The sequence below is a fragment of the Thiomicrorhabdus xiamenensis genome (genome assembly GCF_013282625.1).
In the GTDB taxonomy this organism is placed as follows: domain Bacteria; phylum Pseudomonadota; class Gammaproteobacteria; order Thiomicrospirales; family Thiomicrospiraceae; genus Thiomicrorhabdus; species Thiomicrorhabdus xiamenensis.
Window position 1 is genome coordinate 2,460,710 of record NZ_CP054020.1, and the last position, 21,927, is coordinate 2,482,636.

At 48.6% G+C, this 21,927-nt stretch carries 20 protein-coding genes and 2 tRNA genes; 8 read left to right on the forward strand and 14 right to left on the reverse strand.

Annotation, left to right across the window (positions count from 1 at the left end; all coding sequences use genetic code 11):
- Nucleotides 1–2 precede the first annotated feature (2 nt).
- The 5 genes from HQN79_RS11335 to HQN79_RS11355 form a co-directional block, all read right to left on the reverse strand.
- The gene (locus HQN79_RS11335) at nucleotides 3–509 is read right to left on the reverse strand and encodes a MotA/TolQ/ExbB proton channel family protein (RefSeq protein ID WP_173286626.1); all 507 of its coding nucleotides are present in this window, start codon (nucleotides 507–509) and stop codon (nucleotides 3–5) included.
- A gap of 347 nt (nucleotides 510–856) precedes the next feature.
- Nucleotides 857–1,162, reverse strand: a complete 306-nt coding sequence (locus tag HQN79_RS11340; RefSeq protein ID WP_173286628.1) for a hypothetical protein — start codon at nucleotides 1,160–1,162, stop codon at nucleotides 857–859.
- A 1,294-nt stretch (nucleotides 1,163–2,456) separates the two neighbouring features.
- Nucleotides 2,457–3,230 carry a hypothetical protein gene (locus HQN79_RS11345; RefSeq protein ID WP_173286630.1) on the reverse strand — a complete coding sequence of 258 codons (774 nt, stop codon included), beginning with the start codon at nucleotides 3,228–3,230 and terminating at the stop codon, nucleotides 2,457–2,459.
- 90 nt (nucleotides 3,231–3,320) lie between these two features.
- Nucleotides 3,321–7,559 (reverse strand): cobaltochelatase subunit CobN, encoded by a 4,239-nt coding sequence (gene cobN, locus HQN79_RS11350; RefSeq protein WP_238843463.1) that lies wholly within the window; start codon nucleotides 7,557–7,559, stop codon nucleotides 3,321–3,323.
- A gap of 15 nt (nucleotides 7,560–7,574) precedes the next feature.
- Complete coding sequence (locus tag HQN79_RS11355) at nucleotides 7,575–9,851, reverse strand: TonB-dependent receptor (RefSeq protein WP_173286634.1); 2,277 nt, start codon at nucleotides 9,849–9,851, stop codon at nucleotides 7,575–7,577.
- A 273-nt stretch (nucleotides 9,852–10,124) separates the two neighbouring features.
- On the opposite strand from HQN79_RS11355, the gene HQN79_RS11360 reads away from it, so the two are divergent.
- Nucleotides 10,125–10,277 (forward strand): hypothetical protein, encoded by a 153-nt coding sequence (locus HQN79_RS11360; RefSeq protein WP_173286636.1) that lies wholly within the window; start codon nucleotides 10,125–10,127, stop codon nucleotides 10,275–10,277.
- 85 nt (nucleotides 10,278–10,362) lie between these two features.
- Here the strand turns inward: HQN79_RS11360 and mtnN are convergent, their stop codons facing one another.
- Genes mtnN through HQN79_RS11375 form a run of 3 tightly spaced genes read right to left on the reverse strand, consistent with a single transcriptional unit; the run spans nucleotide 10,363 to nucleotide 12,063 of the window.
- Complete coding sequence (gene mtnN, locus HQN79_RS11365) at nucleotides 10,363–11,055, reverse strand: 5'-methylthioadenosine/S-adenosylhomocysteine nucleosidase (protein ID WP_173286638.1); 693 nt, start codon at nucleotides 11,053–11,055, stop codon at nucleotides 10,363–10,365.
- A gap of 3 nt (nucleotides 11,056–11,058) precedes the next feature.
- On the reverse strand, nucleotides 11,059–11,580 hold the full coding sequence (gene luxS / locus HQN79_RS11370; RefSeq protein ID WP_173286640.1) for an S-ribosylhomocysteine lyase: 522 nt from the start codon (nucleotides 11,578–11,580) through the stop codon (nucleotides 11,059–11,061).
- 30 nt (nucleotides 11,581–11,610) lie between these two features.
- On the reverse strand, nucleotides 11,611–12,063 hold the full coding sequence (locus HQN79_RS11375) for a hypothetical protein (RefSeq protein ID WP_173286642.1): 453 nt from the start codon (nucleotides 12,061–12,063) through the stop codon (nucleotides 11,611–11,613).
- A gap of 215 nt (nucleotides 12,064–12,278) precedes the next feature.
- Here HQN79_RS11375 and HQN79_RS11380 point away from each other — a divergent pair, with 215 nt between their 5' ends.
- The 4 genes from HQN79_RS11380 (at nucleotide 12,279) to HQN79_RS11395 (ending at nucleotide 14,908) form a co-directional block, all read left to right on the forward strand.
- Nucleotides 12,279–12,509, forward strand: coding sequence for a CPXCG motif-containing cysteine-rich protein (locus tag HQN79_RS11380; protein WP_173286644.1), 231 nt, complete (start codon nucleotides 12,279–12,281; stop codon nucleotides 12,507–12,509).
- Nucleotides 12,502–13,173, forward strand: a complete 672-nt coding sequence (gene pdxH / locus HQN79_RS11385) for a pyridoxamine 5'-phosphate oxidase (protein WP_173286646.1) — start codon at nucleotides 12,502–12,504, stop codon at nucleotides 13,171–13,173. Before HQN79_RS11380 ends, pdxH begins: the two co-directional genes overlap by 8 nt.
- 76 nt (nucleotides 13,174–13,249) lie before the next feature.
- Nucleotides 13,250–14,413: a phage tail sheath family protein gene (locus HQN79_RS11390; RefSeq protein ID WP_173286648.1), complete on the forward strand. Its 1,164-nt coding sequence runs from the start codon at nucleotides 13,250–13,252 to the stop codon at nucleotides 14,411–14,413.
- Nucleotides 14,414–14,431: 18 nt separating this feature from the next.
- On the forward strand, nucleotides 14,432–14,908 hold the full coding sequence (locus HQN79_RS11395) for a hypothetical protein (RefSeq protein ID WP_173286649.1): 477 nt from the start codon (nucleotides 14,432–14,434) through the stop codon (nucleotides 14,906–14,908).
- An 11-nt stretch (nucleotides 14,909–14,919) separates the two neighbouring features.
- Here the strand turns inward: HQN79_RS11395 and HQN79_RS11400 are convergent, their stop codons facing one another.
- Nucleotides 14,920–15,234, reverse strand: coding sequence for an STAS domain-containing protein (locus tag HQN79_RS11400; protein WP_173286651.1), 315 nt, complete (start codon nucleotides 15,232–15,234; stop codon nucleotides 14,920–14,922).
- 372 nt (nucleotides 15,235–15,606) lie between these two features.
- Between HQN79_RS11400 and HQN79_RS11405 the strand changes: the two genes are divergently transcribed.
- Nucleotides 15,607–16,653, forward strand: a complete 1,047-nt coding sequence (locus HQN79_RS11405; protein WP_173286653.1) for an NADP(H)-dependent aldo-keto reductase — start codon at nucleotides 15,607–15,609, stop codon at nucleotides 16,651–16,653.
- Nucleotides 16,654–16,772: 119 nt separating this feature from the next.
- Here the strand turns inward: HQN79_RS11405 and HQN79_RS11410 are convergent, their stop codons facing one another.
- Nucleotides 16,773–17,624: a sulfurtransferase gene (locus tag HQN79_RS11410; RefSeq protein WP_173286655.1), complete on the reverse strand. Its 852-nt coding sequence runs from the start codon at nucleotides 17,622–17,624 to the stop codon at nucleotides 16,773–16,775.
- A 410-nt stretch (nucleotides 17,625–18,034) separates the two neighbouring features.
- On the opposite strand from HQN79_RS11410, the gene HQN79_RS11415 reads away from it, so the two are divergent.
- On the forward strand, nucleotides 18,035–19,828 hold the full coding sequence (locus HQN79_RS11415) for a hypothetical protein (RefSeq protein WP_173286657.1): 1,794 nt from the start codon (nucleotides 18,035–18,037) through the stop codon (nucleotides 19,826–19,828).
- A gap of 4 nt (nucleotides 19,829–19,832) precedes the next feature.
- Here the strand turns inward: HQN79_RS11415 and HQN79_RS11420 are convergent, their stop codons facing one another.
- Nucleotides 19,833–20,252, reverse strand: coding sequence for a hypothetical protein (locus HQN79_RS11420; protein WP_173286659.1), 420 nt, complete (start codon nucleotides 20,250–20,252; stop codon nucleotides 19,833–19,835).
- A gap of 137 nt (nucleotides 20,253–20,389) precedes the next feature.
- Here HQN79_RS11420 and HQN79_RS11425 point away from each other — a divergent pair, with 137 nt between their 5' ends.
- Nucleotides 20,390–20,869 carry a hypothetical protein gene (locus tag HQN79_RS11425; protein ID WP_173286661.1) on the forward strand — a complete coding sequence of 160 codons (480 nt, stop codon included), beginning with the start codon at nucleotides 20,390–20,392 and terminating at the stop codon, nucleotides 20,867–20,869.
- Nucleotides 20,870–20,995: 126 nt separating this feature from the next.
- On the opposite strand, the gene HQN79_RS11430 is transcribed toward HQN79_RS11425, so the two are convergent.
- The 3 genes from HQN79_RS11430 to HQN79_RS11440 all read right to left on the reverse strand — a co-directional run bounded on the left by HQN79_RS11430 (nucleotide 20,996) and on the right by HQN79_RS11440 (nucleotide 21,802).
- Nucleotides 20,996–21,079: transfer RNA gene (locus HQN79_RS11430), tRNA-Leu, on the reverse strand.
- 5 nt (nucleotides 21,080–21,084) lie between these two features.
- Nucleotides 21,085–21,160, reverse strand: a tRNA-Phe gene (locus HQN79_RS11435).
- A 216-nt stretch (nucleotides 21,161–21,376) separates the two neighbouring features.
- Complete coding sequence (locus HQN79_RS11440) at nucleotides 21,377–21,802, reverse strand: response regulator (protein WP_173286663.1); 426 nt, start codon at nucleotides 21,800–21,802, stop codon at nucleotides 21,377–21,379.
- Nucleotides 21,803–21,927: the final 125 nt, after the last annotated feature.

Here is a 21,927-nt window from a genome sequence, read left to right on the forward strand (position 1 = left end):
CCTCAAGCCGCTTTTAATTTTGCTTCCGGCTGCGCGTTTTTGCTTTTAAGCAAAGCTTTAAGCTCTTCAAGCAACCAGCGGCGGCGCACCGACAAGGTCATAAAAGTCATCGAAGCCGACAAGAGCGCGATAATAACCGCAGCAAAAGCGACCGTCAGTTGGCTGGCCACTTCCTGAAAGTTACCGTTGGCGACCGCCATCAGCGCCGGCCCCATCGGAATCATGGTCGCTACCAACCCAAGCATCGGCGCAATCCGGCTAACCAGACGCAAAGGCTCGATCTGTCTCAGCAATTGAAGCTCGACTTCCTGTTGATCGGCCTGAGGATTTTTCGCCCAAAATTGTTGTAAAGGCTGATGGGCATCCTTGCCCAAAGAGCGCATGAGCCACTCCCAGCCAAATCTTCCTAATTCGTAGAACGCAAACGCGAACATCAGTGCCAGAATAATCAGCACCGGCATTAAAAACAGACCGGCGATCTCCGCCATTGTCATTTCGATAAAATTCATGGTTTCTCCTGAATACGCTCTTCTGATCAGTTCACACCTCTGCTGAGCAAAGGTCATCATGGCGCTTTTATATGCGAAAAATTTTAGAGGGCGGGAGACAAATAGACAATGCGACAAATTGTCGCACTCCAGACAATTACGCTCGGTTGCAGGCAGTGATTTGTATTTTTACAAAAGCAGGAGTTTTAGGAGCACAGCCCCACAATAGAGTTAATACAGGGAGTTTAGAAGTTTCGGAACCGCAAATAAAAAAGGGATTAGCGCCTTATTCTGACACTAATCCCCACTTTGCAACTGTTAAGAATTTCTCCCTGCACCATTCCCGCGAGGAAACGCACGAAAAATCCTTAGTATTTCGGATAGATCGTTAACAGCTGCTCAACTTCTTCACGACAGCAACCCAGGTCAAATGCCAACTTAGCCAGTTGCGATGCACGTGACTGCAGGTTTTCCATGGTTTCGCCCTTCTCAATCGCCTCCTGCAACCAGGCAGAAAGTTTCGATAATTCACGCACCTTAGACTCCATCTCCTCGGCAGGCAAACCGCAACTGCAAAGGTTTTCTAAATTAATATCAAAACGTCGCAAGGCCTCATCCGAACTGATATTGGTATCCTTAACGATATTTTTAAAATGGCTGCTTCCCGGCATCATGCAAATCACCTTGTCTCTGGAATATTTAGGAAGAGTTATTTTAATCAACGTTCGACAAGCGATTCATAACAACAATTTATTGAAATCATTAGATTACAAGGAACCAATCTATAAATAGCAATCTGTTTACATCCCATCGCTTATAAGCTTCTTTGACCTTTTCTTTCTTGGCTCTTCGCCAAGTTCGTCGTTTGCTTGTCCAAAGAAAAGGTCGAAAAGAAAAGACCCCCTCTACCGTTCGATTAAGGCTGGCTAGCGTTCAATTTTGCGCGGCTTAAACTAAATTTCTTTTTCAATGTTCATTTCTTGCTTGCCCAAGAAACGAACCAAAGAAAGGCACCCTCCGTTCCATTCGTGGGAGCCTTCTAACGCTTGAGTTTGGCGCGTCGTAACTCCCTCGCGGACACGCTCGGTCTAACAATCGCCGCGCTGATCAAACTCATCGCTAAGAATACTAACCACTCATTCCAAGAGGGAACCCATTATTTGGCTTTCAATTAGTCAAAAGAACGAAAAAACTCTATCGCCTGAAAAGTGTAAAAAAGGAATTACGCAGAAGTATCGCCTAAAGACCAAAATCCCCTTTGGAGTGCGCTTAGGCTGAGTTAGCGAGAATTTTGCATTAGCGGCGCTGGTGTTAGAGCTTGCGTAGCAAGCGAGTTGAAGCCGCGCAAAATTGAACGCTACTCAGCCTTAGCAAGTGGAACGGGGTGTCCTTTTTTGCCTACTTTGTTGATTGTCCAACAAAGTAGGGGGAAGCCTTTAGATGAAAACAAGGCAAAGTGAAGTTTTAAAAAGGCTTATCAATTAAAAAACCAAGTTTTAATTTTACTCTGACCCCGATTATTTCTGAGCCTAAAGAATCAAATCCCCTTTGGAGGGCGCTTAGGCTGAGTCAGCGAGAATTTTGCATTAGCGGCGCTGGTGTTAGAGCTTGCGTAGCAAGCGAGTTGAAGCCGCACAAAATTAAGCGCTACTCAGCCTTAGCAAGCGGAACGGGGTGTCCTTTTTTGCCTACTTTGTTGGACAATCAACAAAGTAGGGGGAAGCCTTTAGATGAAAACAAGGCAAAGTGAAATTCTAAAAAGGCTTCTCAATTAAAAAACCAGATTTAATTTTACTCTGACCCCAATTATTTTCGTTTTTTTGGTTATTTTTTGCCGAACAGAAAACGAAGAACTCGGCGAAGAGCCGAGAAAAAGTAACGGGAAGCCTTTAGATGAAAATAAGGCAAAGTGAAATTCTACAAAGGCTTCTCAATCTATCAAAAAGCAATGGCTGACCCCTTTGCCTCTTAAATAACTCCACCAAATCCCTTCATTTCACCAAGCCAGATAGCTGATAAGACAGGAATTAGGTTTGTACCTATCATCAATCCTTCAGATTTTTTATATGTATGAAAAATACCTATTAGTTTAGGGAGACTCCAATCATTTGACAATTCATGGCCATAAGGCCATAAAAAAATACCTCCACCACTAATTCCTTTAGGACTAATTGGATTAATTTTTTGTCCACTTTCTGGAGACACTGCTCTTTTCTTATGAAAGTGAATAATAATATTGGTTTCTTCAGATAATCCTAATTTTGTATAAACATCACTACTTGCAGCAACACCTCTGAAAGTAGCTGATTCAGATTCATATTTTCCTTTTCGTTTTTTCCCTTTACTAATCGGGTAGCCATAAACTGAGCAAACCCCAGATTCTAATGAAGACTTAATCAACTTAATTCTAGATTGTGGAAATGGCTTAAAGTGAATCATCATTGAACTAGCAAAATTAGTACTTAAACGATAATAAGCAATATCAATTGCATCATCTTGTCTTTTGACTTCTGGAGGCAAGTCAATATAAGCCATATATCCATCAATAGGCTCTATTCCAAAACGAGTAGGAATCATTAATTCCCCAGAATGAGAATTATCAGTAACATGAGCAGCGGTATACAAAAAAGGCTTTCCCTGAAAATCAATAAATATGCCCGTTCCAATCTGCTGGATTTTGCCAGAGTACTTCTCTTTAGCAAAGATAGGAACAACTGCATCTTTAGGGTCATTAGCAAACATTTTATACCTTTCTTTTAGATTGTTATCATTTGATAATACAACAAAAAACGCCCATTTAAGGGCGTTTTATTAGTTAGAAAAAGCTGTGCTTTATCGTCTTAAATAGACTTGACGCAAAGCGCCTGCCGCGAGCAGAGCGACGAGCAGTAGCCACCATTTCGGTTGGTCGATTGGCTGTTGCTCTTCGGGCTGTTGTTCTTGCATCACCTGCCCTTGCACGGTTTCCAGTTCTTCGCTTTGCTCGGTTTGTTCCGAGTTTTCAGACTCCGGTTGCTCCATGGCTTCAGCAGGCGTTGCTTCCGCCGCAGAAGTTGCCATATCCGGTGCGGGAGCGGCGCTTAGGCCGTAACCCGCCGCCAGCTCGGCGACATAGGCTTTAAAAGTCTGGTTATCGGTATGCACATCATACTTCTCGGCCATTTCCTGATAGACCTGCACCAGTTCCTTTTTGGTCTCCTCACTCGCTTTCCAATAGTCTTTGCGAATCGCTTCCAGCATACGCTCGGCAATTTGCGCCATGGCGGTTGGATTGGACTTCTCGAACCACTCTTTCATATCCAGTTCGTATTTGTCCTTGATATAAACTTCGTGGAACTCCTGCCACTGATCGTCGCGCACCACATTGCGATCCATTACCTGCCAGCCCCAGAAGTTGTTGATGGTATTCAACATCTGCAAGGTTCCGGCATAGCCCTCTTTCTGCATCTCCTTGACCCAATTCGGATGCTGATAAACGGCACGCAATTCGGTCGCTAGGAAACGCTCGGCCGTTTGCAGCTTGGCCTTTTTCGGGTCGCGCATATTGGAGATATACAACTGCGGCGCTTCGCCTTCCAGGTGTTGCAGAGCCAGTGAAATCCCGCCGAGATATTCAAACGGATGATCGGTATCCAGCAGACCGCGCAGGTTCGAGGAACGTGAGAAGACCGCCGCCGATGTGCCTTTTAACTGCTCGGCATAGACATTGACCGGCTTGCCGTCTTTAGTGGTCAGCTTTCTGCTCCACTGCGAGGTATCCGGACCGTAAGCCCAAGACATGCGCGACAGATACAGCTCAGCCAGTTTGCCGTCGTCTTCTTCCCACTTGTCCGAAGCCAGCGTGGCATCCGGCAATTTGGTGCCGTAGTCGCCGCTTTCGGTGCCGAAGACACGCGTTAGCGCGAAGTTCTTGGCCGCTTTTGGCTCGACACCCTCTTCAAGCAGAGCCTTTTCAATACGCAAGGTATTGGCACGGATAAAGTTATCCTCTTCACCTTCATTAAGACTGGCAAGCATGACAATCGCTTCGTTAAAGCGCTCCATCACATTCGGGAACTGGTCGCGATACAGACCAGTTAACGAGATGACCGTGTCGATACGCGGACGCCCCAACTCTTTGAGCGGAATCACTTCCAGACCGGTAACGCGCCCGCCTCGATCCCAGATCGGCTTGACGCCCATCGCATAAAACACCTGTGCTTCCAGCATCCCAAGATGACGCAGAGTTTCGGTACTCCACATCGAGAATGTCAGCTTTTTCGGGAATTCGCCGCGCGTCGTCTGATGACTTTCGATCAGTTGCTGCATCGCTTGAACACCTGCTTCATAGGCGGCTTTGGTCGGAATACGCGACGGATCGAAACCGTACATATTGCGCCCGGTCGGAATCGCATCCGGATTCCGGATCGGATCGCCTCCATAAGACGGATCAACCCATTTCGCAGCCAATCCTGCTAAGATTCCATCCGTTTCCGACTCGGCACGCATATTACGCGCATGTTTAATGCCCTGCTTGACCGCCGCAACCAATTCCGGCTTAGCGGCATCAACGGAACTTAAAGGCTGCTCGTCAATAATATGCGATCGCACAAATTTGAAAGGCGCCGTCTCTTTCAGCAACTTATAGTCGGTTCGAAACAGTTGACGACTGTTTTCGACACCAAGCGGCTTCATAATGTCATCACCGAGCATCAGCATAATATTCAACGCCAGATGATCCTGCTCGGCGGTTTCGCCGAACGTATGCAACCCCAAAGGCTGCATCGCCGAACCGAGATCTTCCAGATAGTCTTCGATATCGCGCAGGAAGTTGTCGAAGTTCGCGTGCAGATCGGCCACCTTCCAACCCATATCTTCCGGAATCTTCATTTTCACCGCCTGTTCGATAATCAGGTCTTTTGCGTTGGATTTGACCAGACCCTCGTCAAGCGAGATATATTCGCGGATAGCGTCGTTAATGGCGACAAAATCGTCCGACAGGCCTGCCGGCGAGAAAGGCGGTACCTGATAGCTAATGATAACGCCGCGCCCGCGACGTTTCACGTGAAGCGCTTCGCCGATATTATCAACGATATACGGATAAACCACCGGCGTATTGCCGACCGCCAGATTCGGATAATCGTAAGCCCACAGACCGCGTTCTTTGCCCGGATGCCATTCCTGAGTCCCGTGGGTTCCGAAATGGATAATCGCGTCGGTGCCGTACACTTCGCGCAGCCACAGATAGGCCGCCGCGTAATAATGATTCATCGGTTTTTTAGTGTCGTGGAAAAGATCCTTATCCTGTTCGGCGGTCGAGCCGCCGCGGTTCGGCTGCGGCATAATAATCAGGTTGCCCAGTTTCAGACGCGGAATGACAAACCCTTTCTGCCCCTGATAATCGACCACCCAGCCGTTTGTCGCGGCATCGCCCCAATGGCCGTTCATATCATCCTGAATCGACTGCGGCAGCGTCGCAAACCATTGGCGATAGGTTTCCAGCGGCATAAAGTCCCACAGCTCGGTTTTCATCAGATTTTCGACTTCGTTGGGTCTATAGGCCGGACGCAACATGGTGGCCACCGCATCAATCATTTCCTGCTCACCGACATTTTCCAGCGCATAACCTTGCGCCTTAAGATCGGCAACCAGCTTCTCGATCGAGCGCGGTACATTCATATTCGAAGCGCCCTGATTCTTCTCGCCCGGAGGATGGTTCCAGAACAGCAGCGCCAGCTTTTTATCGTTATTAGCTTTGCGTTGCAGCTTGGCCAGATTAATCGCCTTGCCGATCAGCAAGTCCATCTGTTCCGGCAACGGAATCATTTCACCGTCCGGATTGACCGTCAACACCACCGGATCCTGAATCCCGATATATTCGGCATTGGTCAGAGTAAACGGCAGTCGGAAAGAGCTGACACCGGCAAGGTCCTGCATATAGACTTCGCGACCGCCGTCGCGGTAGTGCAGAATATTGAGCACCGGAATCCCCTGGGCCTGATAGCGCAGCTTACGCCCTTCGACATCACCACCAAGGAAGGTATTGACCAACATCACCTGCGGCAAGACCTTGCCCTGCCAGGTAATCAACGGCTCATTGAATTTATACGGACGCCCTGTTTTCGGATTCGGGAAAGGATTATCATCGCTGCCTGGCTTGGCTTGCGCGCCCCAGCGTGATGCAGATGGTCTTCCGGAAGCATTCGCCGGACGGCCAGATGGACGACCGGAGATTACCTGCTGATCACGCACCGGTTTAGCCGATTTCACCGCCGCTTCGCGCGCCACGGACTGCTGCGATTTAAAGGTGTTCTGAGTGACACGGGCGGCTCGATAGAAAAACAGCGGCATGGCACCACGCTTTTCGATTTCGGCAATTGTCTCATCCAGATGGCGCGTCTGGCCGTCGGCGATATAGCTCGACGTAGTTTCCATGGCAATGACCAGCCCCTCGGTACCGTCCCTGCCCGCACGCTGATTCCACCACCGGATATAAGTTTCCAGATCGGCGAAGATCTGTTGCTGATACGCAGGATGGTAAATACCTCCGTTCGGCATTTCGATCGGCAGAGGCACGGCGTCAAGATCCGTACCGTTGATAATCGCCGCCGCATAGTCAAACAGCAGGCGGTGATTTTCGCTCATACCGCCCAGATAATAGCCGTACACCTGCTGACCGACTTCGGTCGGCAGATTGACCGTTTTCAGGCGCAGCGGACGGCTCATACGGTTGATATGTACGATCGGCACCTGCAAAGCGCGCAGACTGTCACCGGAGATCGAATCCACTTTCGCTTGATCGTCGGTACGCGGCGCATCGACAATTACCAGTCCGGCATTTTGCAACGCCTTGTGCACACCATTCTTACCGCCGGAACCGTCTTTGGCATCCACCTGCACCCAGTTCAGTTGCACGCCCTGTTGTGCGGCCGCTTCGCTCAGCAGCTTAAACTTTTTGCTGAGCACAAAATCGGTGGAAACAATCGCCACCTTGGGCTCTTTTTTATCAAGGCTTTCCGACGCAAAAACGGGCGCCGTCAAAAATGACAGACACCCGCCGATCAGAAACACCCAGTTCATCAGGCGTTGCATCACTTTACTCTCTCCTTAGAATTTCACTTTCAGACCTGCCATCCAGACACGGCCCGGATCGACGTTGATCGACAGGTCTTCGGCGTCATACACGCCGTCGGAATTGCTGTCGTAGGTACCGCGAACAATCGAGTAGAACTGATCATTAAACACATTGTCCACCTTCAGGAACAGGGTCATCAGCCCTTGCGTTCCGCCGACAATCTGCGCTTTGGTCTGATATTCCAGACCTAAATTCAGCAGTGTACGCGCCGGCATTTTTTCCTGATTAATTTCATCGGCATAACTCTCGCCGCGGTAATCGATTTCCGTGGTAAAGGTTACTTTGCTTGTCGGATACCAGTTAATGCGCAAGTTCGCCATATGCTGCGGCGTACGCGGCACATAATTGCCGCTGTTGTCGTAAGGCTTAAAGTAAACGCAGTCGTCAGGGGTACAGGTCTGTGTCCCGGCACGGGTGGTGTAGGTACCGGTCGTCAACTCCTCTTCCGAATTCACCACCACACCGTATGGATTACCCAAAGCCAGATAGAAATCGTCATAGCTGCCGAACTTACTGATCAGATAGGTATAGGCGAAATCAAACGAGAAATTATGTTTTTTCTCGGTTTGCAGCGCCAGTTCAAAACCTTTGGAAGTTGTTTGCCCGATATTGTCATAGTAGGACTCGACATCATCCAGCTGATCGACATTCGAGTTGACGTACTGGCCGGTGGAATTGGTAATGAAATCCCGTCGGTCGATATAGAACACGGAACTGTTCATATGGGTATTCCAACCGAACAGATTCAGCTCGGAGCGCAGCCCCAGCTCATAGTTAAAGGTCGTTTCAGGCTCCAAATCGGCATTGGTACTAAGTTCGCTCAGGCTCGGCGCACGGAAACCGGTGGAAACCGCGCCATACAGAGAGGTTTTTTCGGACAGATTCTGATCCGCACCGAAGCGCCAGGAGTGAACATTGAACTCATTACTGTCATAGCTGTCTTCCAGACGATCATGTCCGTCCAGCTCGATGCGGTCAAAACGGTAGTTCCCGGTCAGCGTCGTGTTTTCGGTCGCTCTGAATTTCGCCTCGCCGTAGACCGCTTTGGTAATCTCTTCGCGGTAAGAGTCCGACTTTATCGTCCCGGCGGTAATCGTTTCGCCGCGCGAATAGGTACGATAGTCCTCTTTCACCGTGGTCTGCTCGTCAAAGGTATTTTTCTTCAGTTCAACCCCACCCATCAAGGCAAATTCACCGAAAGAGTCACGAAGCTCCAGTTTCAGGCCGCGCTGCACCTGCTCGTAATCGTTCAGATTGGCATACATATCGACCTGATCGTCACCGACCGGATTGCCGTCGCCGTCGTATTTAATCGGTGCCGACCAGAAATCGGTAATGTCTTTGTACTGATAGGCGACCGCCATAAAGTTACCGCTGTCCGAAAAGTCGTTCGAATAGGTCAGATTCAGTCGCGACAGATCGACATTGAACATTCGGGTGTAGCCGCGTCCGGCCTCTTCCCCTTCCGGATCCTCTTCGGCGGCGGTGACCCCGCGTACAGAGCCGTCTCGATCACGGAAGCGCTGCGCATCTTCAAAACCGAACGTCAACTCGCTATGATCGTTCAGGTAATATTCCAGCGCACCGGAGACCGCTTCAGCATCGCGTTGCGACAAAGCATAGAAGCCGTCGTTATGACGATCGGTTACCTGCACATGACCGGCAAAATCCTCTTCGGCAACGCCCGCTTTGACCAGAGTACGCGTATAACCGTAAGACCCGAGATCCGCTTCAAGCGTCACACCGGCATGCGCAGCGCCGCGCTTGGTGGTAATAATCACCGCACCGGCCAGCGCATCTTCACCGAACAGATAGGAAGCGCCTCCTTTGACGACGCGGATCGATTCAATATTATCCAGATCGATATTCACCTTACCGGTACGCTCGAAAACCGGAACACCGTCGATCACAATCGCCACACCCGGCTTCTCGCCCATATAACGCTGATTATCCACACCGCGGATTTTGATCTTGATGCCATCGCCTTCACCGGCCAGATCAGCGGTAACTCCGGGAATGGAACGCAGTACCTCGATAATATTGGTCGCGTGCTTTGCTTCTACCGCTTCACCGCTGATCACCGTCGTACTGGCCGGAATATCGGCATCCGATTCAAATCGGTCTTCGATGGTCGAAGAAGAAATCGTTACTTTGGAAAGTTCGCTGCTGTCGTCGGCGTAACCGAATTGAGTGAAGCTCAGCAATAAAGCCGAAATTAATGCATTGTAGTGAAAAGGTTTAGGATGCATCGCCGCCTCTGGTCTTCTGTTCTAATGATTTGAATTAGCGCAAAATTTTAGGGGCAAGCCAGCAACGAAACAATGCGACAAATTGTCGCACCGGCGCGGCATAGGCGGTTTTTAAGCGACCATTAAAAACCGGTACCGAAAGCCATTAATGACAAAACGGTTAAAGGATCTACAGCAAGTGACGGCAACCGCCATTGACATCAGTAAATTCTTATGTAGAATCAAATTAACTTATATTAGTAAAAGTTAATATTCATACTAAGGAGAATATTTATGAAAACACTATTGGCTTCACTCTTTATCGCCGGATCACTATTTACTGTAAACGCTACGGCGGACTCATGGTCATTTGACGGCCAACCGGTTACCGGTTCTAACTCCGGCGGCTGTACCTGGTCTTTCGACTGCGAAAAACCGCTGAAATAATTCTCGATTCATAGCCTCCTAAAAGCAAAAGGGCCTGGTGAATATTCACCAGGCCCTTTGTTTTTGCACATCAATCAATGGCAGTTTAGAGGTGCTGCAACATCCCTAGGATGACTTTGGCGGAATGGGTCGCCGCCTGCTCAAGATACTGCTCGAAAGTGACCTTGTTCTCTTTGCCGGCAATATCCGATAGAGAGCGGATAATTACAAACGGTTTCCCGAAGCTGTGGCACACCTGAGCAACGGCTGCTGCTTCCATTTCACAGGCAATCATTTCCGGAAAGGCTTCACGTGTACTGGCAACATCGTCAGGATGATGCATAAAACGGTCGCCGGTCGCAATCAAGCCATGCATATGCACCACTTCGCCCAAATCTTCAATCGAAGCCTGAGCCGCCTTGACCAGTTTGTCTTCCGGCAGAAAATGCGTCGGCATTCCCGGAACCTGTCCCTTGTCATAGCCGAAAGGCGTCACATCGACATCGTGATGACAGACCGAACTGCTGATGACCACATCGCCGACATTCAAATCAACATGAAAGCCACCAGCGGAACCGGTATTGATAACAAAATCCGGATCATACAATTGCAGCAGGATCGTGCTGCTGATTGCGGCGTTGACCTTGCCGATACCGGAACGCAGCAATGCAACCTCGATACCGTCGATCTTACCCAGATAATATTCGAAACCGGCGTGGGTCTCGGTCTGCATATCGGTCAAATTGCTGCGCAGCAATGCAACCTCTTCTTCCATCGCCCCGATAATGGCAACTTTCATCGCTCAGACCTCATTACCCAGCTTGCGCAGAGTTTCTTCGTCCATCTTAAGCTCTTCGTTTTTATTCACGCCGATGCCATGCTCAAGAATGTCCTGCGCGATCTCTTTGGCTTCTTCCAGAGAGTGCATCATATAGGTACCGCACTGATATTCGTTCAGTTCGGGAATATCTTCCATACGCTCAACATTCAAGACATCCTGCATGGACTCCGACCATGCTTTGGCCACACGTTCTTCGCTCGGCGCGCCCATCAGGCTCATATAGAAACCGGTACGGCAGCCCATAGGCGACACGTCGATAATTTCCACACCGTCACCGTTCAGGTGATCACGCATAAAGCCGGCAAACAGATGCTCCAGAGTATGAATCCCCTTCTCGCCCATCATGCTTTCGTTCGGTTTATTGAAACGCAGATCGAAAACCGTAATGGTATCGCCGGACGGAGAAGTCATGGTCTTGGCGACACGCACCGCAGGCGCATTCATAATCGTATGATCAACAGTAAAACTATCTAGTAGAGGCATATTTCTTTCCCAAAATATATAGGTTAAAAATCAAATTTGTTCGTGACCGTCGTCGTTTTCAAGACGGCCCTTAATCATCCAGCCGTTGTCGGTCTTGATAAACAGGTAATTGCGCTTAAAGTCCAGCTGATCCCCTGCGGCAAACTCGGGCAAAGTCATTTTCCACATCCCGATCGCCATGGTGCGGGTAATCTTATCCAGACTGGAAGTCGCTTTGTCTTTCATAATCTCGCGCGCATAGTCATCCAGCGAACGCTGCGCCGTCGCCTTGATGCTTAATTCGGCAACATAATGGGTGTCATTTTGCTTATAGCCATTCTCTTTAATCACTTCGTCCGCCAGAAACAGTCCGGCAAACTCCTGATTAAAGGTGTTCTTTGCCATCTCTTCAACATCCGATTCTGTCGGCTGAGTGATGCCGAGACATCCGGACAGCAACAGACTGAGCCAGACAACAGCTAAAACAGGTAAAGATTTGTACATAGCATCGATCTCCAGGCGCGGCGGCAAAACCCGTACGGTCTTTTCGCGGTCTAAAAACGCCTCGAATAAGGCGTCGCATTCAAACCCAAAAGGATACCATAAACGCCGTCATAAACCTATTCCGCAACAGCCCCGCACCGGCATATTCGATGCGCCGCAACGACTTTGACAAAAGGACCGAATTCCCTCTCAGAAAAATCTCAATTTCCGTTAAAATGGCTGCAAACACCCTTATCCCGGAAGCGCGCGTGGATCTGCAGAATCTGACTGTTCAATGTCCTTATTGCTGGAGCGAAATCGAGATTATTGTCGACCCCAGTGATCCATCGGAGCATTTCATCGAAGACTGTTCCGTCTGCTGCCGCCCGATCCATTTTCATAAAATCATACAGGATGACGGTGCTATCGAACTGATCGCCAAACACGAGGACGAATCCTATGACTGATAACGCACACAGCAACCACTCTAAACGTGATTTGAGCGCTTATCGCCAGCGCTATCTGCGCGGCGGACTGGACGAAAATGCCGTTCCGGCCCTGCCGACCGAACTGTTTGGAGAGTGGTTTGCGCAGTGTGAAGAAGCCGGAATCAATGAGCCGAATGCCATGATTCTGGCCACCGTGGATGAAGAAGGCCAGCCTTCCACCCGTACCGTACTGCTGAAGTACTTTGACGAACGCGGTTTCGTCTTCTATACCAATTACGGCAGTGACAAGGCCAAGCATATCGCCAACAACGCCAAGGTCAGCCTGCTGTTTCTGTGGCTCGATCTTGAACGTCAGGTCAAAATCGAGGGCGTTGCTGAAAAAGTCTCTACCGCAGAATCCCTGAAATATTTCACCAGCCGCCCGAAAGGCAGTCAGATCGGTGCTTGGGTCAGCCAACAAAGTCAGGTCATCACCTCAAAAAAACTGCTGCTGACGCAATATCAGAAGATGCTCGACAAGTTCAAAAAAGGTGATGTACCCTTGCCGGATTTCTGGGGTGGATTCCGCGTCAAACCACACAAAATCGAATTTTGGCAAGGCGGCGACAACCGTCTCCATGACCGGATTCTATATACGAAAACAGACGAAAACCAATGGGATATCAGCCGTTTATCACCTTAGATTGTGCGCCATCAAGTCGGTTGTTGCTCCTTAAGGCTAAGATGAATTCCCAACCTCTTCCCTCTCAGGAGGAAGCATGCCCGACTACTCAACACCTGGCGTTTACATTGCAGAAAACGCAACTCTGCCGCCGACGATAACATCTGTCACAACGTCTATCACCGGCTTTGTCGGCGTAGCGGAAACCCGCTACCGGCTCAATCAACCGACAAAAATTCACAGCTGGAAGGAATACACGCTCTGTTACGGACGCTACTCTCCCGCCGCACCTTATCTGGCTCCGGCTGTCTGCAGCTTTTTTAAGAATGGCGGCCAAGTCTGCTATGTCGTCAATGTCGCCGATCATAGTGACTCGTCACTGATCGGTTTCGATACAACGGATGGAAGCGCAGGCGGCCTGCAAAGCCTTAAAGCCGTCGATGAGGTCAGTACGCTCTGTATCCCCGGAGCTACTTCGCCGAGTGTGCAACTGGCCATGATTTCACACTGCGAGTCGCAAGGCGACCGGTTCTGCATCCTCGATTCGCAAGAAGCCGCAACGCTTACCGATATTCAGCAGCAGCGCACGCTTCTGCATTCCGATCAAGGATTTGCCGCTCTCTACTATCCGTGGATTGAAGTCGCCGTCGAAAAACATTCCGCCACAGGCGAATTACAGCTGGAAAACCGATTCATTCCGCCAAGCGGCGCCATCGCCGGGATTTACGCATGGAATGATTTACAACGCGGCGTCCATAAGGCCCCGGCTAATCTGGTGATAAAGGATGCCATCAGTCTTGAGATGAACATTTCTCAATCGGAGCAAAGCCTGCTTAATCCACAAGGCATTAATTGCATTAGACTGATTGACGGCCGAGGAATTCGTTTCTGGGGTGCCAGAACGCTGGCGGAGAACTCCGATGAATTGAAATATGTGCCTGTTCGCCGTCTACTGCTTTTTCTGCAAGAGTCCATTCAAAAATCCACCCAATGGGCCGTGTTCGAGCCGAACGGTGAAGCGCTTTGGGCGAAAGTGCGGCTTTCTGTTGAAAATTTCCTGCTCCAGAACTGGCGTAAAGGAGCCTTTCAGGGAAGCCGTCCGGACGAAGCCTTCTTTGTGCGCTGCGATAAGAGCAGCATGACGCAGGAAGAGATCCGCACAGGCATTTTGATCGTTACCATCGGCATCGCAGCAATCAAACCGGCGGAATTTATTGTCTTTAGAATTGCTCAGAAAACAAGCACGGCCGACCCCGCCTGAAACAGGAACAGACAAGGTATGAAACAGATAAAACAGTGGTTACTATTAACTGGCTTGGCACTGTCCTTCCAGGCTCAGGCATTCGAGTGTACCGTCGAGGAGTGGGACATTATCGTCCTCCAGCATCAGAATTTGTCCGCCGAGCTGACGCAGCAACTTCAAGAATATAAAGCGCTTTGCGCTTCCGATTTCAGCCAGTTTCCAGACGACAGCGCCTGCTCCTCCCTGATGCACAAAAACAAACAACTAACGGATATGACTGCTCGCCTTGACGAGACATTGCTTGGACTGAAACAAGAAGCCGACGAATGGAAGAAAATGAGCGAAGCCTGCCAGAGGAAGGAATTTACCAAACTGGCGGAAATCTCTCTGGTCAAACACGATAATCTGCTTCGCTTAGTGGATAAGCTGACACACGGCGAAAACAGCTTGAAAAGCCGAATCCGTCAATGTCAGGAATCGCTCGGAAGAGAAAGCGAAAACCATTGCCACTGACAAATACCCGTCTAAACGGACGGCTGCTTTTGAATCACGAACATTGCATCGAACTTGAAGCTTTGCAAAAACAAGTAGGCACTCTCGCTGACATTAATCAGTTTCAGGCGACTCGCTTCGAAATTGACGGCCTCATAAGCCCCGATAATATACGAAACAATATGACTGCCTAAGAATTCGACCCTGGCAAAATCAAGCATCAGCAACGTTTTAGGGCCAACTTGGTCACCCAGCAAACCTTTCAACTTACGACAGAAGGTGTTATCCAGAGAATCTTTAAGATCAACCTTAAGCAGATTGGCGTTTTTTTGGTATTCGATCTTCACAAACTTTTCTCCCAAACACCCTGAAAAAACCAAAACAAATACAATTTCAACTTAAAATACCGCACTAAATCAGCATTTAAACCGCATTAGTATCATACACGCAAAAACGCAATATAAAACACCAAGTAGCAATTTTTTACGATAAAAAGTCAATTTGCACGTGATATACAGCATTTCCCAGCGATTCAAAACCGTCAATATTGATCGGCAAGGTACTTTCAAACTATAAAAAAAACGGCGTTTTTTACAAGCCGTCGCCGGCAGTTTTCACAAAACAATCTCAGTTCCGTAACCTTTCATTCATCCCCTCTTTGGGTTTGATAAGATTGTTTTCACAACAAGATTTACAGCAAGTGACACAGGACAATCAGCATGCGTTATACAACTCTCGGAACAACGGACATCAAAGTCAGCCAAATCTGTCTGGGCACCATGACCTGGGGCGAACAGAATACTCTCGATGAAGCTTTCCAGCAGATGAACTTCGCCTTGGATCGCGGGGTTAATTTCTGGGATACCGCCGAACTCTACTCAGTTCCGCCGAAAGCGGAAACCTACGGTTCGACAGAAACCATTATCGGCGAATGGTTTGCCAAACACGGACGACGCGACGAAGTCGTACTGGCCTCGAAAATAGCCGGGCCGGGCGAATTCGTCGAACATATCCGCGGCGGTAAAACCCGTTTTAACAAAGAGATGATTGAACAGGCACTAAACGCATCACTCAAACGCCTGCAAACCGACTACCTCGATCTTTATCAACTGCATTGGCCAGAAAGAGAAACCAATTTTTTTGGTCAGCTCGGTTTTGCCTACCCGCAAAAAACCCAAGACGACCTGACGCCGATGGCCGAAACCCTGGAGGCGCTCTCCGAACAGGTTAAGGCCGGTAAAATCCGTACTATCGGCCTATCCAATGAAACCGCTTGGGGAACCATGAACTTCCTGCATCTGGCCAAAAGCATGGGACTGGAAAAAATTGTCACCGTGCAGAACCCCTATAATCTGCTCAACCGCAGCTACGAGGTCGGACTGGCGGAAATCGCCCATCAGGAACAGGTCGGGCTTCTGGCATACTCCCCTCTTGCGTTCGGCGTACTGGCCGGAAAATACCTGAACAATCAGCGCCCTGAAAATGCTCGTATCACGCTTTTCCCGCGCTTTGACCGGTATTTCAATCCGCAGGCGGATGCAGCGACTAAAGCCTATGTCGAACTTGCCCAGCAACACGGGCTATCTGCGGCGCAGATGGCACTGAGCTACATCAATTCGCGTCCGTTTGTCACCGCCAATATTATCGGCGCCACCACAATGGAGCAGCTGAAAGAGAATATCGAGTCGATTGATGTGGCACTAAGTGACGAGGTCCTGGCGGAAATCGAACAAATACATCAACGCTACACCTATCCGTCGCCATAAGCCAAATAAGCCGACATAAGCACAAAAATGCCAAGCCCGAATGAATCAGAGCTTGGCATCGCTTATCATTCCATTGCAGACACCCTGCAAGTGGGTGTCCTCTTAGGTAACAAATTCGATTAGAAAGGTTTGCCTTCTTCGATCGGCAACTCAGGGATTCTCGACCACTCGTTCCAGGAACCGAAATACAGCTTAACATTTTCGATTCCGGCCGACTTCAGAGCCACCAGAGTATTCGAAGCGCGCGCGCCCTTGAAGCAATATAGATAGACTTCGCTGTCCTTAGTGATCCCCGCCGTTTTACACTCCGCCAGAATTTCATCCGGAGTCTTAAACAACGGAACCAGTCCCGGCTTCATCATACGATACCATTCGATCCAAACCGCACCCGGCAAACGTCCTTTGCGTGGACAGAAATCTTTACCGTATGGCGATGAACTGTCCGCAACCCATTCGTCAACGTCGCGAACATCCAATAGAATCTTGTCGCTATCCAACGCGGATAGAACATCCTCCTTGTCGATCATCAAGCTGTTTCCGGTATCTTTAAGCGGGAAGGTTTTCGCTTCCGGCGTCGGCGTTTCCAGACTGATTTCAAATCCTTCTGCATGCCACGCCTGATAGCCGCCATGCAAAATCGACACATCTTCATAACCCAGGTAGTTCAAAAGAAAATAACCGCGACAGGATTGGCCGAAACCGGTGTTCATTGCATCTTCATACAGAACCGCCGTTTCAGCACCGGAAAGACCGGCTTCACCGAAGGTCGAAGCGAAATTCTCTTTCAACTCTTCAATCCCTTCCGGGGTCGAGGTTGCCAGAAAAGTAAAAATAGAATGAATATTGACCGCACCGGGAATATGTCCCTGTTCGTAGGCCTCCGGTGAACGGGTGTCGATAATGACAACAGGCGTGTCACTTGAGAGCATTTCATTAAGTGTAGCCGCATTGACAAGTAGTGGACTTGGCATCTTGTATCTCCTTAAGCGTAGGTTTTCAGTAGCGAAAGCGTTTATCAAGACGCATAAAATGTACTTATCAAAAAAATAACAACAAATACAACAACTTAACTAACTTTAAGGCTTAATTTCCTCTTGGCAAACCCCGACTTTTACTCATAAAAAAACACAATAAGCACCAAATTCAATCAATTAAACGGTGCATGCGATTCCAGAAATGAGCGACTTGCAAGCTCAAGCAAAAAATAAAATATTCTGCTTACGTCGAAATGTAAAACTCCTATACTTACTTAAAGTAAAAAAATCACATAATATATTTATTTGCTAAAAAATAGTCTTTTAAGAAACTATTCAGTCACAAAAGTTCTTCATCGTAAGATTTAGTTCTGTTTGATTCAGCATTAATTTCGGGCATACACTCAATGAAATCAACCTCTTATCGCAACCGGTTCTTTCGGCAACGCGGTTCCATCACCCTAATGGGGGCAGGCGCCATTATTTCCGCCCTGTACGCCTTCAGCCTAGTCATGGAGTATTCCAAATTAAAAATCATTGATCATGAGCTGGATAACTATGCGAGAAGCATCGCCGAAACCGCACTCCGCTCGGAAATGGCCTTGACCCTGAAAGGTTACCAGGAAGGCAGCATGGACCTACAGATCTCCGACTACCTTTCAGAAAGTGTATTGCACACCCTCGGCTACAATTCCGACGAAGCGCCGTCCGACCGGGTTATTTACAAGGAATTGACCTACGGAAGAATAGAAGCCGACGGCGCTTTTTACGCCCTGGGGGACGAAAACCCTTACTACAGCGCCAGCAGCACACTAACGACGTACCGCAACAATCCCCGATTGGCGCTGGAAGAAATCGCCAGTGGCGACATGACGCCGGAAAATTTGCCTAAATTCAATGCCGTTGCCGTACAACTATGGACCAACGATAACTTTTTGAACCTGTACACGCCTGAAGGCCGGGCGATATTCGGAGCCGATCCGAGTAACCAGAAGTGCTACTGCGATATCCGCTATGAGATGTGCATGAATGGAGAACTCAGCAAACAGGATATTCTTGATGGCTTATACCCCAAAGATATCGAAAAACTCAAAAATCAGGGAGTCGTAAAAGTCCTGTTAAACGGCTTGCTTGATTTTGCGGCCATCCCGGCCCATTCATTGACCGAAGCGCAAGCCGATGCACTTGCCGAAGCCATTGCCGACCCGGCCTCCGAAGCGCGCAGAAATTATTGTGAATACGGCTTTACGGCAACACATCCGAGTCTTTCCGACACCACCAAATACCCTTATATCGACTTTTTCAAACGTCAGGGCTGGATCGGCATCGAACCCTTTGTCGAAAATAACGGCATCATCGGCAACCTGCTGGTTGAGAGCAACTTCTCAAAGGGCGACTATCTGCGGGCCGTAGGTCAGCTTCCGGTATTTGTGTATGATGGCGCCGATACACTAGCGAACGACGCCGGACTGGTGACCACCGTCGATGAACTGCTCCTACTTCTAAACCCCCTTTCGGGCGACGGCTCGATGCACCCGAAAAGTACCGACGGCGACAATTTGCAGAAAGGCGATCTTCTGGCCACAACCTTTAACGGACAAGGTTACCGCTGCTCGCTGCTGACCGTTAATGTCGATGTTACCCTGCTGAACTGGCTGACGGATTTTCTAGGTCTCAGCAACCAGGTCCTAGCGATGCGGTGCGACGACCTCCTCAACAGTCTGCTTACGGTCGTTGACTCAATTGTCAGCCCCGTCCTCTGGCTCGTTTTAAAAATCCTCCCACTGGACTTACTACTCAACTGGCTGCTGGAAAATATTCTGGGATTCGGCCCGCTTGGAGACACGCTCATGAACCTGCTGGACCCGGATGTGGTTGTTCATGATCCAATCTATATCGGCCGCTCCGGCACCTGCATTTACGGTACCGATTCGAGCAACCTTAACCCTCAAAGATGTCTGTACAACGCTAACGACAGCGCCTACCAAAGCTGTAATTATCTGCTTTCCGCTGAAGATGAAAGCGGCCTGCCCAAAATTGAGGCGCCGAATCTGGTCAACCGGTTAAGTATTTTCCTTTTCGGCCCGGTGAAAGATTTCTCCGCCGGGGTGGAAAGCCTGAACTGCGAAATGCGTTACTTGCGCTATTCACCGACAAACCGCTGGGGGCTTGGCTCAGGCGGCTGGAAAGAGATCAATTAATCGCCTACCGGTTCTTTGCCGGAGTCATTCCCGAACGTCTGCAGAAAACCCGCGCGCCGATAAGTGCCGACGGAATGCCAGCAATACTGATCCACAGGATCAGTTCGGGGTGCTCTTTATTGGTACTCAACCAAACCGCCAGCACAAGAATGACTGTCGACAACCCATAAACTGCTGCGCAATTAAGCCCTCCACGCTTCTTCACGACAAAGTAAAACGGTACACCGATAAGCATCGCAACGACCAACGCCATCACTGAACCGAGAATGGCAACAAGCAGCGAAATCACAAAATATCCAGAAAAATACGTGCTGATATCGGAACCTGCAATCAATAAGACCGTCAGTACTGTAAAAAACAGGGTTACGCCCGCCGCCAGGCTGGCAAGAGCAATATTCGCGACGACTTTCTTAAACTCATCCATAAGTTATCCCTCAGGCCTTGTACAACAAGCGTTCCTTTTGTCGGCAAAACATTATTTTTCGCTTCCCGAGTAAACACGGAGGATGTATTCTAAGTTATTCTTTCATACCCCCACAACTCAACGAGGAACAGACATTAATGCCCCCGAAACGCTCTTTCAGCAAACTTAATCACTATCTCCAAAATCAAGCGGAAAATACCCTGTCCCAGAGCGTCACGCTCCTCAGGCTGATCTTTATTATCTTCATGGTCATCTATCTCGCCGCCTGTCTCGTAAGCATCTCCAGTAAATTATTCGAATTCACCGTAATCCAGGGCATTCTGGATTTTCCTTCGATGAAGATTTTGCTCACCGACGCGCTGTTCACTCTGATCGTACTCGCTATCGTCAAAGCCCTGTTTATACACAACAGCTTCGACTACGCTCTGACATTTCTTGAAATCGCTTTCGTGGTCATTATCCGGAAACTGATTCTGCTGGATACCGTTCCCGAAGAAAACTGGACTCTGCTGATTCTCGGCGTGATCTCAACCGCGTTTTTCGTTTTGATCATCTATATCCATAACCTGAAACGTAAATGGCTGCTCGAAAAGCGCATTGAGGACAAGGACGAATAACCTCCGTCTGTTAGGGCAAGTGATGACAAACCGCATGGCTTGCCAAAAAGACTATCGACTCCGAAACAGGGAATTTCGGGCAATAAAAAAGCCCGAGTTGAAAACTTCAACTCGGGCTTAAGAATATGGTGCGAGCGGAGAGACTCGAACTCTCACACCAAAGGCACCAGAACCTAAATCTGGCGTGTCTACCAATTCCACCACGCTCGCATTTGTGGTGGTCGCACCTGGAATCGAACCAGGGACACATGGATTTTCAATCCATTGCTCTACCAACTGAGCTATGCGACCTGAACTTGATGGCGCGTAGTATATAGAGCGCCCTGATAGCTGTCAAACAATTTTTAAAAAAAAGTGTAATTTTTTAAACGCGTCGATTGACTGATCCTTAAGAAGGATATTTACCTCAATCACAAATAATTCATCTACCAACATCTACCAACGCTAAGTGATATGAAAGGAGGCTCTGATCATCTAGTGGCAATACAAATTTTGACTTGAGGCGCGTTATCGCATTAATCGAGATGTATTTTGCATTTTAGATTCAGCAAAGATTTTTTTAATCTTCATCTGCAAAACAGCAGGCTGGAAGGGTTTCACGATGAAATCTGCTGCCCCTTTTTGAAGAGCCTTATTTAGGCTATCCCGACTTGCATCTGCAGTTATCATGATGACATGAGGCGGAAATAAGATGGGTAATGAGTTGATTTGATCAAGAACATCTAAACCATCCATGCCTTCCATATTGATATCCAGCAGGACAAAATCGAAATCTTTTTCTTTAAGTAGCGCCAACGCTTTTTCTCCACTGGTGGAAACAGAAACATTTTTCCATCCAAAATCATGGAGAATTGAAGAAAATAGTGTACAGATATTAGGCAAATCATCTACCACTAAAAATCTTAATTCAGAAATATTAAATCCGGTATTCATCGAACTTCCATGCTCAGCTATCCAGAGTAAAAAAAATCACTGAAAAGCACTATAAAACAACAGGTTAGAGCCCTTAAAAAACAAAAACCCTTCAATTGATACCAGTATAGCAAGCTTTGCATCCA